This is a genomic window from Paenibacillus hodogayensis, assembly GCF_039536325.1.
Classification (GTDB): Bacteria; Bacillota; Bacilli; order Paenibacillales; family NBRC-103111; genus Paenibacillus_AB; species Paenibacillus_AB hodogayensis.
This window is the reverse complement of the sequence record NZ_BAAAYO010000020.1, coordinates 118,012-134,852: the sequence shown is the minus strand read 5'-3', so window position 1 is coordinate 134,852 and position 16,841 is coordinate 118,012. Positions and strand designations below refer to the sequence as shown.

Below are 16,841 nucleotides of genomic sequence, written 5' to 3'. Positions count from 1 at the left end.
GGCCACATGAAAGGGATTGTGAAAGGGTTAGGGCTGACGTTCAAGACGATGCTGCAAAAGAAGGTCACGTACGCGTATCCGGACGTGCCTCTCCAGCTGCCTGACCGGTTCCGCGGCATACAGCATTTCGATCCGGAAAAATGCATTGTCTGCAATCAGTGCGCCCGTATATGCCCAACCGATTGCATTACCTTGACCGGGAAGAAAAACCCCGATCCGGAAAGCAAAATGAAGCTCGTCATCGATACGTTCGATATCAACTTCGAGATTTGTATTTTATGCGATTTTTGCACCGAGGTTTGTCCGACGGAAGCGATTGTCATGACGAACAATTTCGAGCTAAGTACCTACAGCCGCGACGATTTGTTCAAAAACTTGGAATGGCTGAACGAAAACAATACGAACGTCCGCAAGGAAAACAATTTGGCCGCGCCCAAGGGAGGAGCCAAAAAAGATGCTGGCTAATATCGGCGACTTCTTCTCCAGCGGAACCAACCTGCTCTTCTTCCTGTTCGCTTTATTCGCGATCGGCGGCGCGATCTTCATGATCAGCTTTACGAAGGTCGTCTCCATGGTCGTCTCGGTCGCCGTGACGTTTCTGAGTCTGGCCGGCCTGTACGTGCTGCTGGAAGCGGAGTTCCTCGCGATGGCTCAAGTGCTGATTTATGCGGGCGGCATATCGATCCTGATGATTTTCGGCATCATGATGACCCGTCACCAGGGGGACGAGACGGAAGCGAAACGTCCCTGGCACAGCGCCTTGCTGTGGATCGGCAGCCTCGGGTTGTTCGGCTTATTGTTTTACGCCTTTCAAAAGACGTCGTTTCCGCAAGCGCAGCTTCAGTCGCCGGAAGACAACACGCTTGAGATCGGCAAGCTGCTGTTTACTGAGCATGTCATTCCGTTCGAGCTGATGTCGATCCTGCTGACCGTGGCGTTTATCGGCGCCATCGTTTTGGCGAAGAGGGAGGAAGAGTAGCATGAGCAACACGATTCTGCCCTACTTGACGCTTGGAGCGATCTTGTTCTGTGTCGGCTTGTATGGCGCGCTGACGAAGAAGAACGCGGTGATCGTGCTGCTGTCCATCGAGCTGATGCTGAATGCGGCCAACCTGAATCTGGTGGCATTCTCAAAGTTCGGGGCGGTTCCGTCGCTGCAAGGGCAAATTTTCTCCTTGTTCAACATGACGGTGGCTGCGGCCGAGGTGGCGATCGGGATCGCCATTCTGATCGCTTTATACCGTAATAAAGGGACGTCGAATGTGGACGACATGAACGAATTGAGGAAGTAACGGGAGGGGAAAAGGATGGAATCGTTCGCACAAATCGCATGGCTCATTCCACTGTTTCCGCTGCTTGCGTTCCTCGTTCTGATCGCCGCAGGTCGACAATGGAAAGACGGGGGAGCTTACGTCGGCATTATTGCCGCGCTGGCGTCCTTCATCGTAGCCGCGCTCGTCTTTGTCGAGAGGCTGGGCAAGGGAGCGGAGGATTACACGTGGAACAATCTGGAGTGGCTCAAGCTCGGGGACTACTCGCTATCGATGGGATACGAAATCAACAACCTGAATGCGCTGATGCTGGTGATCGTGTCACTTGTCGGCTTGTTGGTTAACTTGTATTCCAAAGGATATATGCAGGGAGACGAGCGGATTTCGGTGTTCTACAGCTATGTCTCGCTGTTTACGTTCGCCATGTTCGGAGTGGTAATCGCCGAGAATTTGCTTCAGCTATACATTTTTTGGGAGCTGGTTGGACTCGGGTCGTTCTTGCTGATCGGCTTCTGGTACTTCAAGCCGGAAGCGAAGGCTGCGGCGAAGAAGGCGTTTATTATTACCCGTATCGGCGATGTCGGTCTGTTTCTGGCCATTCTGATGCTGTTCTGGCATATGCCGGGCCACTCGCTTGACTTCACGAATATTCACAATGTTTTTGCGGAAGGCAAAATTACCGGCGGAACCGCGACGATAATCGCCTTGCTCCTATTCGTCGGAGCGGTGGGCAAGTCGGGGCAATTTCCACTGCACACCTGGTTGCCGGATGCGATGGAAGGCCCTACGCCGATCAGCGCGCTGATTCACGCGGCGACTATGGTGGCGGCCGGCGTTTATTTGGTAGCGCGGACGTTCGATATTTTCCAAGCGTCGCCCGCTGCGTTGGAAACGGTCGCCTACGTCGGCGGCTTTACGGCCATTTTCGCGGCTACGATCGGTGTCGCCCAGAACGATATCAAACGGGTGCTCGCTTATTCCACGGTTAGCCAGCTCGGTTATATGATGATGGCGCTTGGCGTTAGCGCCACCATATCTGCGGGTATGTTCCACCTGTTCACGCACGCCTTCTTCAAAGCGCTGCTGTTTCTGGCAGCGGGGAGCGTTATTCATGCCGTACATACGCAAAACATTCATGAAATGGGCGGATTGTCGTCCAAAATGAAAATAACCGCATGGACGTTCGGTATCGGCGCGTTGGCGCTGTCGGGGATTCCGCCGTTCTCGGGATTTTGGTCCAAGGACGCGATTTTGTCCGAGGCGTATGCAAGCGGGCATACCGGACTGTTTGCAGTCGGACTGATCGCGGCATTTTTCACGGCTTTCTACATGTCCCGCCTGTTCTTCCTCGTGTTTACGGGCAAGCCGCGCGGCGACCGGCATGCTTACGAGCACGCTCACGAATCTCCGTCGGTCATGACGGTGCCTCTCGTCATATTGGCTGTGCTAGCGGTGGTAGCCGGCTTTGTGATGACTCCGTTCAACGGTTGGTTTGGCGAATGGCTGACCGGTCGGGCCCCCGAGGAACATAGCGCCGGACTGGTCATGACGCTGTCTACCGTAGTCGGACTGCTCGGCATCGGACTGGGTTACCTGATGTACGTATCGAATAAAGTGTCCCGTACCGCGATCCCGGAAGGAGCTCCATGGCTGTATAAGCTTGTAAACCGCAAATATTATATCGATGAGCTATACGGAGTCATTATCGTTCGGCCGTTGAAAGCGCTTGGCTCCCTTCTGACGCTGTTCGATCTTTATGTAGTGGACGGCCTTGTGCGTCTTTGCGCGGCTGCGGTTTCCGGTGTCGGAAGACTCGGCTCGCGCATGCAGAACGGACAGGTGCAGACGTATGGGCTCGTCATGCTGCTTGGCCTCGTCGCTTTAACATTGGTGTTTGTCGGGAGGAGGTTCTGGAATGTTTGGTAGCTGGCCGATACTTTCGACAATCGTCTTCTCGCCGCTCTTGGGCATCATCGCCTTGCTATTTATTCCGAAGCATAAGGGGCGGGCGCTCAAAACGACGGCGATTGCCGCCACGTTCATTCCGCTCATTCTCGCGGCGCTGCTTTACGCAGACTTTCAGAACGATTCCGCGGACATGCAGTATAAAGAGCATGCCGACTGGATTCAAATTCCGCTCAATAAGCAAGACAGTCAAATCAGCGAAGCGAGCGATTTCTATTATGAATTCAATTACACGATCGGGATCGACGGGCTGTCGCTGCCGCTCGTGTTTCTGACGGCGCTCGTCACGGCTATGGCCGCGCTTGCGTCGGTGCATGTGAAAAAACGCTGGAAGGCGTTTTACATCTGGTTTTTACTGCTGGAAATCGGGATGTTTGGGGTGTTCATGGCACGGGACTTGTTCCTGTTCTTCCTATTCTTCGAAGTTACGCTCGTTCCGATGTTTTTCCTCATCGGCATATGGGGGAACGTCGACCGGGAGAAGGCAGCCAACAAATTTTTGCTGTACAACGGCATCGGGTCCGCGATCATGCTGCTTGCCTTTTTCATTATTGTGAATACCGCCGGCTTTACGACCCAGACAAACGGCGAGGCTACGACGTTCTTTTACAGCGGAAGTCTGGAAGTCATTACGAAAAACTTGTTCCAGGATACGTCGGCGTTCGTTCATGCCGCTCCGGACGTATTTCCCGGAAATCCATTTTATATGAGCGGGACGATGAAATGGTCGCTGTTCCTGATGCTGCTCGTCGCTTTCGGCATCAAGCTGCCAATCTTTCCGTTCCATACGTGGATGCTGAAGGTGCATGCGGAGGCTCATCCGGCCGTAGTCATGATTCACTCCGGGGTTTTGCTCAAGATGGGCGCGTACGGCTTGCTCAGCTTCGGCATTATGTTGTTTCCGGAGCAGGCCAAATCGGCTGCACTGGCGCTGGGCATATTGGGTGTCGTCAATATTTTGTACGGAGCGATCGTCGCCTTCCGTCAAACCGACTTCCGGCTTATTCTGGCCTACTCCAGTATCAGTCATATGGGCATTGTGATGCTCGGCTTGGCGGCATTCAATGAAATCGGGCTGAAGGGCGCTATATTTCAGCTTGTCTCCCACGGTTTGATATCCGCGCTCCTGTTCCTGATTGTAGGCAGTTTGGTAGAACGAACGGAGACGACCGATATTCGCAAGCTGGGCGGACTCGCTGCTACGCTGCCGTTTCTGTGCGGGTTTCTCATGCTGGGTGGGATGGCTTCTCTCGGAATGCCGCTGCTGTCCGGTTTCGTTAGCGAATTTCTCGCGTTCCTCGGGTTGTTCGACAGCATGCCGATCGTTACGGTCATCGGCGCCCTGGGTATTATTTTTACGGCGGTCTATGTGCTGCGCGGGGTACTGAGGGTCAGCTACGGGCCGATCGGGGAATCGTTCAAAGGGTTGCGCGATGCCCGGCTCGTCGAGGCCGTTCCGATGATTACTTTGGCGGCGTTTATCGTGTTGATCGGCATCTATCCGGCCGTGCTCAGCGAACCGTTGCAGCAAACGGTCAGCGGCATCGACGCGTGGATTCACAACATCGGGAAGATGGGGGGATAGGCCAATGGATCAACTTCAACGTTTGACGGCAGGCGATATTGTCCATCTGGCGCCAGAGCTCTCCCTGGTCATCTTTGCGGTTATCCTGTCGCTGCTCGATCTTGCTTTGCCGCGTTCATTCAACCGGACATGGCTCGGTTGGCTGGCGCTTGTCGGCCTGGCGGTGTCCGCGGCTTTTGTAATCGGCGATATCGCCGCATTGAATCCCGCTGATGCGGCTCAGTCCGTCGAACCGATTACGCTGCTTGGCGGCAGCTGGCGGATTGACGATTATGCCAACTTGTTCAAACTGCTTTTCCTTGGCGGAACGGCTCTAGTGCTGTTTATGAGCATCGGCAATATAAAGGATGAAGATATCCCGCATAGAGGCGAATTTTTTTACTTGTTTCTGCCGGCAACGATCGGGGCCATGGTGATGGCGTCCTCCGGCGATCTGATCACGCTGTTCGTCGGCTTAGAACTGCTCAGCATCACCTCTTACGTTCTGGTCGGCATGCACAAGAAGCGCTATGTCTCCAACGAGAGCGCGTTCAAATATGTCGTCATGGGCGGTATATCGTCAGCTATTATTTTGTACGGGATGTCGTTCTTGTACGGGATGTCCGGCTCGACGAAACTGGTGCAAATCAATCAGGCGCTGTCGGACAACTACGCTTCATTCGAGCCGTTGATTTATGTGGCGTTCTTCATGCTTTTGGCCGGGTTCGGTTTTAAAATTGCCGCGGCTCCGTTCCATATGTGGGCTCCGGACGTTTATGAGGGGGCTCCGGCGCCGGTAACCGCCTACTTGGCAGTCATCTCTAAAGCGGCGGGCTTCGCGATTACGTTCCGGGTACTGTACGGCATTTTCGGTATCGGCGGGCTGATCCAACAAAACATTCATACCGATGCTCTAACGGCTATATCGGTGGTAGCCGCGGCAGCGATGATTGTAGGCAACGCCGTCGCATTGCGGCAAAAAAATATGAAGCGGTTGCTTGCCTATTCCGGCGTAGCCAACGCCGGCTATTTGCTTGTGCCGATCAGCACCCATTACGGCATCGTGCATCTGTCTAATTTTTCGGAGCTGTTTTTTTACCTGATCGCCTATCTGTTCATGAATATCGGCGCAGTTGCAGTCCTGATGGTAGTCAGCAATTCAGGCAAAAACGAAAACATTTCCGCCTTCGCGGGGCTTTATTACCGCGCTCCTGCAACGGCGGTGGCCATGGTCATCCTCTTGCTGTCATTGGCGGGTTTGCCAGTGACCGGCGGCTTCTTCGGCAAGCTGTACATTATGCTGGGAACGCTGCAAATGCATCAATATTGGCTGGCTGCGGTTATGATCGGCACGAGCGTTATCTCTTTCTACTATTATTTCTCGGTTATCCGGCAAATGTTTCTACGGTCGGCATCGGAAGAGATGCCGATCAGCCGCTCGCTTACGAGCCAAATTACGATTTGGATATGTACGGCGGCAACGCTGCTAACCGGATTTTTCCCCCATGTGCTTCTTCGATTTGTTGAAACGATCTTTAGTGTACAAGGCGATATGTTCTTCAAGTAATACGTGTCTGTCGCCGATCCATGAGACCTTTCCCGTGCGGGGAGGTCTTTTTTATTTAAATATAGGCTTTATTTCCCGGGAAAGTTCGGTATTTCGTCGGTGGGCCTTTCGACCCGATTTTGTTACAATGGAAAGGAATGTGGGCAGCTGTTACGAAATCTATAAGTTCGGGTAAATAGTAAATGCAAGCCCAGCTTAGGATGGACCGGCTAATGGACCATTGGTGCATCCGCATGTTCACTTTCTGCACACGTAGTTCTTTGTATCGATTCCAGCGACGGGGACTTGGAAATGCAAAATAAACGAAGACTATGGATATGGATTCTTGCTAGTGCATTGATACTGCCGGTTTTGCTAGGCGGGGTCGGGCATATAGCGGCGGCCGAGGCGGAAAGAGATGCTATATTCCAAGACATTAGGGATTCCGATGATCCGGAAGCTACTTGGATCGTCAAATGGGAAGGGCAGCCCGATCCGCAATTTCTTGCTTCAAGCGTCATCGTACGTGCCTACGACTCATCCCGCACGGTATTGGCGAAACCGGCAGACGGGAGAAGCGAAGCCGAATGGCTGAGTCAATGGGATTCGTTCCCAGGCGTGAGTTATATAGTAGCCAACCGGAAGGTCCAGATATCGGCGGCTGCGAACGATCCGTTTCTGGATAAGCAGACTTATTTGAATCAAACGCATACGATTGAGGCATGGAAAGAAATAAACCGTAACGAGTCGATTGTGATCGCCGTTGTCGATACAGGGGTCGATCTGGATCATCCCGACTTGAAGGACAATCTCGTTCCTGGCATTAATCTCGTTCAGCCGAAGCTGAAGCCGGCGGACGATAACGGACACGGCACGAATGTGGCCGGTGTTATAGCCGCGATTGGAGATAACGGCATAGGCGTTACAGGAATGCTGTGGAAGGCCGGCATCATGCCGATTAAAGCGCTGGAGCCAAACGGACGCGGAGATGAAGACAAGCTGGGTGCCGGAATTCGATATGCGGTTGACCATGGAGCGAAAATCGTCGTGCTGTCGGTCGGATTGCTGCGCAACGATGCGTATTTGCAGGAGGTCGTCCAGTATGCGGAAGACCACAATGTGCTGCTTATCGCGGCTACCGGCAATGACGAAGGACGCATTATCCGTTATCCGGCGGCATATCCGACCGTCCTGGCCATTGGCGGTATAGGGGAAGACTACACAGTCGAGGAACGCTCGAATTACGGTCCGGAACTCGATCTGGTTGCGCCTTGGTCGGTTTTCACAACCGCGATGGGGGGTAAGTACGAATATAAGGACGGGACTTCGATGGCAGCGCCTCAAGTAGCCGCCGCGGCTGCGATGGCTTGGGCCAAATATCCCGATATGAAACCTTACGAAATCCGTAATCTGCTTCGCCAGACGGCGGAAGATTTATTGGATCCCGGATGGGATGAGCTCACCGGATATGGATTGCTGAGGGTGGACCGCGTTCTGAGCGAGCCTTACAAAACCGATATGTACGAGCCGAATGACAGCCGGGCGACAGCCAAGCCGTATTCGATCGGCAGGATGATTTCCGCAGAGCTGACCAGTGGCGCCGATGCGGATTGGTTCTCGCTGGAAGCTCCTTATGACGGCACGTTGAAGCTAAAGCTGACATCGGATCTGCCGGCGCCTTCGGCGTTGAAGCTGACGCATGCGGGCAGCGCAGGCGTATTCGCGTATCCGATCGTGCCGGGCACGCCGCTGGAACTGAAAGTATCCAGGGGCAACAATCGGATAGCGCTGCAATTCGAAAACGCGAAAGAGCCTGGGGCATGGATTTACCGGCTGTCCAGTTCTTTTACCGTATACCGGGACCCTTTCGAAGACAACGACCGGCAGTACCAAGCTTACAAGCTGCCGCCGCGCAGCCAAACCGTCGTGGGCACGTTCGATCACGAGGGTGACGAAGACTGGTATTCCATGACCTTTACGCAATCGGGTATTATGAAAGTGACGATTACGCCGGACACGAAGCGCATTGATCCGATCTTGACGATCCAGAAGAAGGGCGAACGGGCGATCACGATCGACGACAACGAAGAAGGTGAGCTTGAAACTTATACCTTCGACGTGTTTCCCGGCACCTACTATTTTAAGGCAGGGAAGCTGCTGCCCGACCCGGCCATAGGCGAGTATTCGCTTGCTTTCGACTATAAACCGCAGTTTTTGGATCCGAACGAACCGAACGATCGCCCTTATCAAGCGACTTTCGTAAGCCCGGACACCGCATACGAGGGCGTTTTTGACCGGGATTCGGACATCGATTATTTTAAATTCATTGTCTCGGAAAACAGTCTCGTTCGCCTATCGGTGACGGATATACCGAACAATCGTGAAGTGACGGCCGCTTTGCAGAGCAGTAACCTGCAGGGCATTGCCAAGCAGGCGAACGCGCCCGGAGCCAGCCGACTCGACTTGACGGCAACCTTGGAGCCGGGGACTTATTATGTCAGGCTGTCCGCGGATCATGCGTTCCGCGACCGAATGTACAAGCTTCTTGTTCATACCGAAGCGATGTTTGCCGGATATATCGATATTTCCGATCACTGGGCCAAAGATGCGATCGCCGAGCTAAGCGGGAAGCATATTATTGAAGGCTATGGCACGTTTCAATTTTGGCCGGACCGTACGATTTCCCGTGCCGAGGCGGTCTCTCTGATCGTACGTTCCTTTGGATACGTCAAGAAGCGGGATGTCAGCTTCCCCGACGTCAAGACCGACTACTGGGCTTACGATGCGGTAGCCAAGGCGATGCAGGCCGGCATCGTGCAAGGCTATCCGGACGGCAGCTTTAAGCCCGACGGCTCCTTAACCCGGGTAGAGATGGCGGTATTGTTCGCCAAAGCGCTCGGGATCGGAGGAAAGCTGCGGGGAGACGTTCCTTTTGCCGATCTATCAACGAATTACTGGGCATTGCCGATCTTGAAACAGATGAGCGCGGAAGGCTGGATTACGGGGTATGCGGACGGCACCTTCCGACCGGATGCGCCGACAACACGGGCGGAATTCGCCGTGCTGCTGAACCGGATCCTGCATCGGGAATAGATCGAGAGCGAACCCCATATGAAAGGGATGAACTAACGGATGGACGTTACCGATGCAATGGATTACTCGCTTGGATGGAACAGCCTGATTTCCATTATGGTGACGGTCGTGTGCATTGGCCTTTCCTGGTGGGCGCTGCAGCAGTTCCGTTTCGACCTGTTCCTGAAGCAGCCGAGAAGCGCGCCCGCTAAAATGCTGCAAGTGCTGCTGTCGATTGCGCTCGGCTACCAGACCGCGCGATTTATACTCGATTATTTCGGCTGGTCGCGTCTGCTGAAAGGGATGTTTTAAGAGCGAATAACATTGTCGGATGTTGTCAACAATGGTAATACAACTGGTTGATACGAAATAACTTTGTAGAACTCGGAGCGGACTACCGTTCCAAAAAGCAATGCGGTTACGAAACCTTTAGCTGGAGCGTGCCGGCGCCTTATTTTGACAGTTGCCGGGCCGATAGCCGGGTGTTAAACTGGACGCTGGGCGTTCGGGGCTTTTCCCGTACAGACGGCGTCGGATACCGCTCAACTAACGCGGAGGGGGAACAAGATGAGCAAAATAATCGTCCGCGGTGGCAAACGATTGTCGGGAAGAGTCAAAATCAGCGGAGCCAAAAATGCGGTATTGCCGATTATAGCGGCATCCTTATTGGCTACGAAGGGAGAAAGCGTTATACACGACGCGCCTCCTTTGGATGATGTCATGACGATCAGTCAGGTGTTGAAGTCCTTGGGCGTACGCGTTCATTATCATAATGAAACGATTCAAGTCAATGCCGAGCACATCTCGACCTGTGAGGCCCCGTACGAATGGGTTCGTAAAATGCGCGCTTCGTTTTTAGTCATGGGACCGCTTCTGGCTCGCCAAGGCTACTGCCGGGTATCGCTGCCCGGCGGCTGCGCGATCGGCACCCGTCCGATCGATCAGCATCTGAAAGGCTTCGAAGCGCTAGGAGCCGAAATCGAATTCGGCCAAGGATTTATCGAAGCTCGGGTGAAAGGCAGACTGCGCGGGGCGAAAATATATTTGGACGTAGCAAGCGTAGGCGCTACCGAAAACATTATGATGGCGGCTACGCTGGCCGAAGGAACAACGATTATCGAGAACGCCGCGCGCGAGCCGGAAATTGTCGATTTGGCCAACTATTTGAACGCAATGGGAGCTCGTATTCGTGGCGCGGGCACGGGTGTCATTCGGATCGATGGAGTCGAATCGATGCAGGGCGCGGTACACTGCGTCATTCCGGATCGGATTGAAGCCGGTACATTCATGATCGCAGCGGCCATATCGGGAAGCTCCCTTTATATCGAAGGGGCGATCGCCGACCATCTCCGTCCCGTGATCTCCAAGCTTCAGGAGATGGGTGTTACCGTCGGAGAAGACGAGAACGGAGTGCAAGTTTCCAGAGAACGGCCGCTGCGTGCCGTCGACGTAAAAACGCTTCCGTACCCGGGTTTTCCGACCGATATGCAATCGCAGATGATGGCTTTGCTGGCCGTATCTGACGGCACCGGCATCGTGACCGAGACCGTGTTTGAGAACCGGTTCATGCATGTCGAGCAGTTTTGCAACATGCAGGCCCAGATCAAAGTAGACGGACGCACCGCTATTGTCAGCGGCAACTCCAAGCTGAGGGGCGCTAAAGTGTGCGCAACCGATCTTCGCGCCGGCGCGGCGTTGATTTTGGCCGCTTTGGCGGCAGACGGAGAAACGGAAATTACGGGGACGCACCATATCGACCGTGGGTACGTGGATATTGAACGGAAGCTGCGCGAATTGGGAGCGGACATTCGGAGAGTCGAGCCTGCCGAGGAAATCGAGCAAGTTGCCAATCACGAGATGAGTATCTTTACGGTACAGCCCACATGGGCGTAATACGAATACATAGCAGTCAAGTCGGAAAAGAGCCGGTCTCACTACCAAAAGTGGACCGGTTCTTCTATTTTGCCGCCGCTTGCGTTCTATGGTCTCTCTTCCTCTCATAGGATAACAGTACATCCGCTAGAGACGCAGATGACTGAATTGTCCTTGGAGGAGCCAATGAAGAACCGAATTTCCTTGCAAGTCTGGTTGCCCGCCGCCGCTTTCCTGGCTGCTTTGCTGAGCGTGACCTTGCTGCTTCCCGGCATGCTGGTCAAGAGGACGCCTGCAGCCCTTCCTTCCGTTACGGTCGATTCGCTGCAACAGGGAGGATCGGACCGAACCTCTCTTCCACTTATACCGGTCTACCTGAGTCGGGAACAGAAAGTGGAGCAAGTGCCGTTGGAAACCTATGTTCGCAATGTAGTGGCGGCGGAGATGCCCGCCCAATTCGAACTGGAAGCGTTGAAGGCGCAAGCGATCGCTTCTCGAACCTATATCGTCAAACGTTGGATGGATCACGACACGTCCCAGGTTCCCGCCGAAGGAGCGCTGGTGACCGATACGACTGCCCATCAAGCTTATGTGACCGTGGATGAGATGAAGCGTAATTGGGGGGAGACTGAATTTGACTCCCGGCTGGACAAGCTGAACCGTGCCGTCAACGAAACGGCCGGTCTTATCATCACCTATGACCATAAGCCGATCCAAGCTTCCTTTTTCTCGACCAGCAACGGATATACGGAGAACTCCGAAGATTACTGGCGGGACTATATTCCTTATTTGCGCAGCGTGCCCAGCCCCTGGGACAAGGAGCTGTCTCCCAAATTTACGGCCAAGACGACATTCGCTTTGAAAGAGTTTGCCTCCCGTCTCGGGATTACGGACGTCTCAGCGCTCGCCAGGAGCGGAGGTTTGAAGATCGTTTCCACTACCGAGGGGCATCGGATCAAGACGGTGACGATCGGCGGCAAAGCATTTACCGGAAGAGAGGTTCGGGAAAAGCTGCAGCTGAACTCCTCGCAATTTACATGGAAGCTCGCAGGGGCGTCTATCGAACTGACGACGTACGGCTACGGTCACGGCGTCGGCATGAGCCAATGGGGAGCCAATGGAATGGCCAAGGAAGGGAAAAACGCTGCGGCCATTATCCAATACTACTATCAAGGCGTGAAGCTGGAGCAAATCTCTTCTCTTCCATAATCCTATGAATTCTCGGATCACCTCACGTATAAAACCTAGTGAACTGGCAACAATGGTGACTGAGGTGATATAACTATGAATGAACAAAACAAAGAAAAAGAGTTGCAAGCCGTAGAACAAGCTCCAAAAACAACCGAAGGAGCCAAATCTAGCGGCTGGAAAAAACTGTTGGGCAAAAAGTGGGTGTTCCCGGCGACTTACATGGCAGCAGCGGCAATTATACTAACGTTAATGTGGGTCTACACGGATTCGGGCGTGAAGAACTTGTCCGAAAACGAGTTCGGGCTGGACGTCAATAAGACGCAGTCCGTGACAGACGCCACTAACAAGCCGGATGCGCTAGCTGTAACCGCCAATACGGAAACGATGCAATGGCCGGTCAAAGACCGGAATGATGTAGAAACCATCATGCAGTTTTTCGACAGCAAAGCTTCGAGCGAAGTTCGTCAGGCAGCTATGATCGAGTATGGAGATACGCTAACTCCTCACGTCGGAGTGGATCTGGCGCGACAAGATGACAAGCCGTTCGAGGTGCTGGCTGCCCTTAGCGGGAAAGTGACGAGAGTCGAAACCGATCCGCTCGTCGGCCAGCTTGTGGAGATTACGCACAACGATGGCACGGTCACCGTTTACCAAAGCCTGTCCGAAGTAAAGGTCGCGAAGGACGTTCAGGTCAAGAAGGGCGAAGTAATCGCAACCTCCGGCCGCAGCGAGCTGGAAAAACAGCTTGGCACACACGTTCACTTCGAGGTTCGGCAAAACGGAGAACCGGTCAATCCGGAATCGCTTATTCGAAAGTAATCGCTACATATGAGGGAATGCCAGCCGGAGCTTATTGCTCCGGCTGTTTTTTTTTGACTTTTGTAAAATAATTTGAACAGGCAAGCTTGTCAGTCTTGGAAACAAAGAATATATGGCCCTGCCCCTCATATACTGTACCAAACCAACTCGAGTAGGGAGGCGAGGGGCTTGCACGATTACATCAAAGAGCGCACGATCAAGATCGGTCGCAGTCTTGTGGAAACGAGGCAGACGGTCCGTACGATTGCCAAGGAATTCGGAGTTTCCAAAAGCACGGTTCATAAAGATTTGACGGAGCGTCTGCCCGAGATTAACCCGGAATTGGCCAATCAGGTCAAGTTGATTCTGGAATACCACAAGTCCATCCGGCATTTGAGGGGAGGAGAAGCGACCAAGGTCAAGTACAAGCGCACTCGCCAGCAAAAACCGGCCGATCATCTTGTGACGGTACGGTAATAAAGCGCTTCTGCTTCGGAAGCGCAAATAAAGGTCCGTGAAAAATTGAACAAACCCTTGTTTAAAAAAAAGGAATTTTGAAAAAGTTGTCGAATTAAGTATACTTATGTGTATGCAGGTATTGTACGGATTGTTCGCCCGCAGGACGGCTCTTGTACAAAGTCGGATCTTAATTAGCTCTGGCTTTGTACAAGGTCTATGCGTGGTGGCATTGCTCCGTAATGCTCCCGGGAGGATGTAGGATGTTAAGCAAAGATATCGGAATCGATTTGGGAACGGCCAACGTTTTGATTCACGTCAAGGGTCGGGGAGTCGTACTGGACGAGCCTTCCGTCGTCGCGATCGAAAGCGATTCGAAACGGGTTCTCGCCGTTGGCGAGGAAGCTCATCGCATGGTCGGCCGAACGCCCGGCAATATTGTGGCTATTCGCCCTTTGAAGGACGGAGTCATTGCCGATTTTGAAATTACCGAACTCATGTTGAAGCACTTTATTTTGAAGATCGGCGGTAAACGTTGGTACAGTCATCCGCGAATCCTGATCTGCGCTCCGGCCAACATCACTTCCGTGGAGCAGAAAGCGATTCGCGAAGCGGCCGAACGGAGCGGCGCAAGGGAAGTGTATTTGGAGGAAGAACCGAAAGCTGCTGCTATTGGGGCTGGAATGGACATATTCCAGCCTAGCGGCAATATGGTGGTCGATATCGGCGGGGGGACTACGGACGTTGCCGTTCTGTCCATGGGCGACATCGTGACCTCCTCTTCCATCAAGGTGGCCGGAGACAAGTTCGACGCGGCCATCATGAAGTATATCAAATCGAAGTACAAGCTGTTGATCGGAGAGCGGACATCGGAGGACATCAAGCTGAAGATTGGAACGGTCTACTCGGACACGCGCAAGGAAGAGATGGATATTCGCGGACGGGACATGGTGTCCGGATTGCCGTTGACCGTCACGATTCGTTCGGATGAAATCAAGGAAGCGTTGTGGGAAACCGTCTCTTCGATCGTTTCTGCGGCCAAGGTCGTATTGGAGCGGACGCCGCCGGAACTGTCGGCGGATATTATCGACCGGGGGGTCATTCTGACCGGAGGGGGCGCCATGCTGCACGGCATCGACCAATTGCTGGCCGATGAATTGAGGGTGCCCGTGCTGATCGCCGACAATCCGATGAGCTGTGTCGTACGCGGGACAGGCATTATGCTGGACAATCTCGATAAAGTGAGCAAGAAAAAGTTTGGCTGATAAAGCCGGACCGAAACGGATGATTCGTTTAGGAGGACGCGTTCCATGCTAAGGGGACTGTACACCGCTACCGCCGGCATGCTGTCGCAGCAGCGCAAGCATGACACAATTACGAACAATATCGCGAATATTAATACGCCCGGATTTAAGCAGAGCCGGGCGGTGTCGCGATCTTTTCCGGAAATGCTGATCGGTCTGATGGAAGGAAAGCCGGGAATGGAAGTCGCGAACACGGGCCATTTGAATACGGGCGTGCTGGCGGAAGAGGCGCTTACGGTCAACGTGCAGGGAATTATGCGGGAGACGAGCAACCCGTTCGATTTCGCTATCGTTTCCGACATCCAAGTGCCCGGAATGGCATTCGACGGCGGGAAAACGATAACGGCAGACGGACAGCGCATATTTCAACCGCAAGCGTTTTTTACTGTGGCCAATGAAGCCGGGGAGCAGCGTTTTACGCGCAACGGCAAATGGAATGTCAACGATCAAGGCGATTTGGTGACGGCCGAAGGGTTTCGCGTTCTTGGCGATAACGGCCAGCCGATCGTCTTGCTGGATACCGAAACGCAAATTCCGATTACGAATGTGACCGTCAATAAGTTTGGCCAACTTTTGGACTCCGTCAATGGACAAGCTTTGCTCGATGGCCAAGGCAATCCGATCCGGATGCTGATCACCCGGGTGGACAATCCGATTCGGATGATTCCGGAAGGGTCCGGCTTGTTCCGTCTCGATCCGGCAGATGCCGGACAAGCCGTGCAGGCGGCTCCGACAGATAGCGTGGAAGTGAAGCAAGGCTTCGTGGAAACGTCCAATGTCGATCCGACTCAGGCGATGGTGGATATGATGTCCGCATCCCGGATGTACGAGGCAAATCAAAAGGTCATTCAAGCGTACGACAAGAGTATGGAAAAAGCCGTGAATGAAGTCGGCAGAGTGTGAGAGGGATAACAGATGAACCATTCGATGATCAACTCATACGTCTCCATGCAGGGAATTCAGCAGAAGCTTGATATTATTGCCAACAATATGGCTAACATCGGGACGACCGGCTTTAAAAGGAAGGAAGCGACGTTTCACGACGTCCTGACGACCACGATGCGTCAACCCGACTCGTTTCAGCAGGCCGGACGGTTGTCGCCGCTCGGATTGACTCAAGGCTGGGGAGCCAGAATCGGGCAGATTCAAACCTTGATGGCCCAAGGCTCGTTCAAGCAGACCGATCGGCCTACTGACCTGGCGATTGAAGGAGACGCCCTCTTTGAGGTCGCGATCCCCGGAATCGGCGCGGACGGTCAGCCGACGCGGCAGACGGCTTGGACCCGCGACGGGTCTTTCACTCTCAAAGAGCTGCCCGATGATCAAGCGAACGTCTATTTGATGACGGCCGAAGGACATCTGGTGCTGGGAACCGACGATCAGCCTATCCGTATACCAAACAACTATCGGCTGCAGATCGGTGCGGACGGGGCCGTTACCGCTTATAACGATCTGGACCCTGGGCAGCCACCGGTTCCGGCGGGGGCGTTGAAGCTGGTACAGGTCGTACGTCCGCAATGGCTCGAGAACATGGGAGACAACTTATATAAGCTCCCGGATTCCGTCGATCCCGCGCTTGGGGGAGTTTTGAGGGTGGTCGCTCTGGACGGGGCCAATCCGGAAGCGGATAAAGTAAGCGTGCGACAAGGGTTTCTGGAGCAGTCCAATGTAAATATGACGGAAGAAATGACCGAGCTGATGTTGACGCAGCGGGCTTTCCAATTGAACGCCAAAGCGCTCACATCCGCCGACACTATGATGTCTTTGGCCAATACACTCCGCGGCTAATTCGACGTTCGAGG

General features: G+C 53.7%; 15 protein-coding genes. All 15 read left to right on the top strand.

The features are described from left to right. The first annotated feature begins 6 nt into the window (after positions 1–6). Positions 7–465, top strand: coding sequence for an NADH-quinone oxidoreductase subunit NuoI (nuoI, locus tag ABD796_RS32925; RefSeq protein ID WP_344916516.1), 459 nt, complete (start codon positions 7–9; stop codon positions 463–465). Next, a complete protein-coding gene (locus ABD796_RS32920; protein ID WP_344916514.1) occupies positions 455–979 on the top strand; it encodes an NADH-quinone oxidoreductase subunit J in 525 nt (174 codons plus the stop codon). Before nuoI ends, ABD796_RS32920 begins: the two co-directional genes overlap by 11 nt. Before the next feature lies 1 nt (position 980). Continuing rightward, complete coding sequence (gene nuoK / locus ABD796_RS32915) at positions 981–1,292, top strand: NADH-quinone oxidoreductase subunit NuoK (RefSeq protein ID WP_344916512.1); 312 nt, start codon at positions 981–983, stop codon at positions 1,290–1,292. A gap of 15 nt (positions 1,293–1,307) precedes the next feature. Then, complete coding sequence (gene nuoL, locus ABD796_RS32910; protein WP_344916509.1) at positions 1,308–3,197, top strand: NADH-quinone oxidoreductase subunit L; 1,890 nt, start codon at positions 1,308–1,310, stop codon at positions 3,195–3,197. Then, positions 3,187–4,821 carry a complex I subunit 4 family protein gene (locus ABD796_RS32905; protein ID WP_344916507.1) on the top strand — a complete coding sequence of 545 codons (1,635 nt, stop codon included), beginning with the start codon at positions 3,187–3,189 and terminating at the stop codon, positions 4,819–4,821. The genes nuoL and ABD796_RS32905 overlap by 11 nt, the downstream gene beginning before the upstream one ends. A 4-nt stretch (positions 4,822–4,825) precedes the next feature. After that, complete coding sequence (locus tag ABD796_RS32900; RefSeq protein WP_344916505.1) at positions 4,826–6,367, top strand: NADH-quinone oxidoreductase subunit N; 1,542 nt, start codon at positions 4,826–4,828, stop codon at positions 6,365–6,367. A gap of 291 nt (positions 6,368–6,658) precedes the next feature. After that, positions 6,659–9,439 (top strand): S8 family peptidase, encoded by a 2,781-nt coding sequence (locus tag ABD796_RS32895; protein ID WP_344916503.1) that lies wholly within the window; start codon positions 6,659–6,661, stop codon positions 9,437–9,439. Between the two features lie 39 nt (positions 9,440–9,478). Further along, positions 9,479–9,730, top strand: a complete 252-nt coding sequence (locus ABD796_RS32890; protein ID WP_344916501.1) for a DUF1146 family protein — start codon at positions 9,479–9,481, stop codon at positions 9,728–9,730. Between the two features lie 255 nt (positions 9,731–9,985). After that, a complete protein-coding gene (gene murA, locus ABD796_RS32885; RefSeq protein ID WP_344916499.1) occupies positions 9,986–11,311 on the top strand; it encodes a UDP-N-acetylglucosamine 1-carboxyvinyltransferase in 1,326 nt (441 codons plus the stop codon). 165 nt (positions 11,312–11,476) lie between these two features. After that, on the top strand, positions 11,477–12,499 hold the full coding sequence (gene spoIID, locus ABD796_RS32880) for a stage II sporulation protein D (protein ID WP_344916497.1): 1,023 nt from the start codon (positions 11,477–11,479) through the stop codon (positions 12,497–12,499). A gap of 75 nt (positions 12,500–12,574) precedes the next feature. Further along, positions 12,575–13,300, top strand: coding sequence for a peptidoglycan DD-metalloendopeptidase family protein (locus tag ABD796_RS32875; protein WP_344916496.1), 726 nt, complete (start codon positions 12,575–12,577; stop codon positions 13,298–13,300). Between the two features lie 168 nt (positions 13,301–13,468). After that, complete coding sequence (spoIIID, locus tag ABD796_RS32870; RefSeq protein WP_139603800.1) at positions 13,469–13,756, top strand: sporulation transcriptional regulator SpoIIID; 288 nt, start codon at positions 13,469–13,471, stop codon at positions 13,754–13,756. A gap of 242 nt (positions 13,757–13,998) precedes the next feature. After that, a complete protein-coding gene (gene mreB / locus ABD796_RS32865) occupies positions 13,999–15,000 on the top strand; it encodes a rod shape-determining protein (protein ID WP_344916491.1) in 1,002 nt (333 codons plus the stop codon). Positions 15,001–15,045: 45 nt separating this feature from the next. Further along, positions 15,046–15,942, top strand: coding sequence for a flagellar hook-basal body protein (locus tag ABD796_RS32860; protein ID WP_344916489.1), 897 nt, complete (start codon positions 15,046–15,048; stop codon positions 15,940–15,942). 12 nt (positions 15,943–15,954) lie between these two features. After that, a complete protein-coding gene (locus ABD796_RS32855) occupies positions 15,955–16,827 on the top strand; it encodes a flagellar hook-basal body protein (protein ID WP_344916487.1) in 873 nt (290 codons plus the stop codon). Positions 16,828–16,841: the final 14 nt, after the last annotated feature.